This window comes from Mesorhizobium neociceri (assembly GCF_013520985.1).
GTDB classification, from domain to species: Bacteria; Pseudomonadota; Alphaproteobacteria; order Rhizobiales; family Rhizobiaceae; genus Mesorhizobium; species Mesorhizobium neociceri.
This window is the reverse complement of the sequence record NZ_JACDTY010000055.1, coordinates 1-1,065: the sequence shown is the minus strand read 5'-3', so window position 1 is coordinate 1,065 and position 1,065 is coordinate 1. Positions and strand designations below refer to the sequence as shown.

Below are 1,065 nucleotides of genomic sequence, written 5' to 3'. Positions count from 1 at the left end.
GACCCGGCCGGTGTGGCGCGGTCACGACCTTGCCCGAGGCCGCGGGATCGAGCAGCAGCCGATACGCGCGAACCGGATCGGCGATGTTCTTGAGGCGCTGCTCGCCAAGGCTGGCAAAGCCGACATCCACCTTGTGGACGGCATGATCGAATGCGGTTCCGGAGATGCAGACTCCGCCTGGCTCGGCCATAGCCTCGAGGCGCGCGGCGATGTTCACGCCATCGCCGTAGATGTCATTTTCCTCAACGATGACGTCGCCAAGATTGACGCCGATGCGAAACCGGATCTGCCGGGCATCACTGGTGCCCTTGTTGCGATCGGCCATCCGGCGTTGGATCATGGCAGCACACTGGACGGCATCGACGACGCTGGCGAACTCGACGAGCGCGCCGTCGCCCATGAGTTTGACCATGCGCCCGTGGAATTCCTTGATCGCGGGGTCGACCAGTTCGCGACGGCAACCCTTGAGTCGATCGAGCGTACCGACCTCGTCCTCGCCCATGAGCGTGCTGTAGCCGACCACGTCGGCAGCAAGGATTGCGGTGAGCCGTCGCTCCATACGTGCCTGCGCCTTTCCCGGTCGAAGCGACTTCGCAGGCAAGGTAGTCTAGTCCTGTCCGTGACGCGAGCGCGCGATAGACGCGGGCCTCTCTACTGAACGACCGCGAAGTGGAACACCTTGCTTGAGTTGACGAAGGTATAGCCGTTGCCGGCATCGTCGCTGCGTTTGTAGACGGGTCCGCAGTCGGGGCGCCCGAACATATTCTCGCTCTGCTCGCACAATAGGTCGCCATCGACATGGATGGTCTCGGTGACCAGCCGCGTCGTGGAGCGGAAAGCCGCCTTGCCGTCACTCCCGATCTGAAGGAAGGCTGGTTGGAGACCGGGTTCCAGCTGGCCCTGCAGCGTATGACCCAGCACCAGCGACGCGATCTCCTCGCCCTTCAACCGGTCGCGTTCGTCCGGGGTAAAGCCGAAGCGCCATTGGGGTAGGCCTGCCTGGCGCAGTGCGTTGACGAGGATCGCCAGATCCTGCGGGTTCCGGAAATGTGCATGAGTCATCTC

Annotated in this window: 1 protein-coding gene and 1 pseudogene; both read right to left on the bottom strand. The window is 63.4% G+C overall.

Features of this window, described 5'->3' with window-relative positions; translation table 11 throughout:
• On the bottom strand, positions 1 to 559 hold a 559-nt coding region (locus H0241_RS35275; protein ID WP_181062292.1), incomplete at its 3' end, for an adenylate/guanylate cyclase domain-containing protein.
• Between the two features lie 92 nt (positions 560 to 651).
• Positions 652 to 1,065, bottom strand: a pseudogene (locus H0241_RS35270) (adenylate/guanylate cyclase domain-containing protein); the annotation flags it as partial.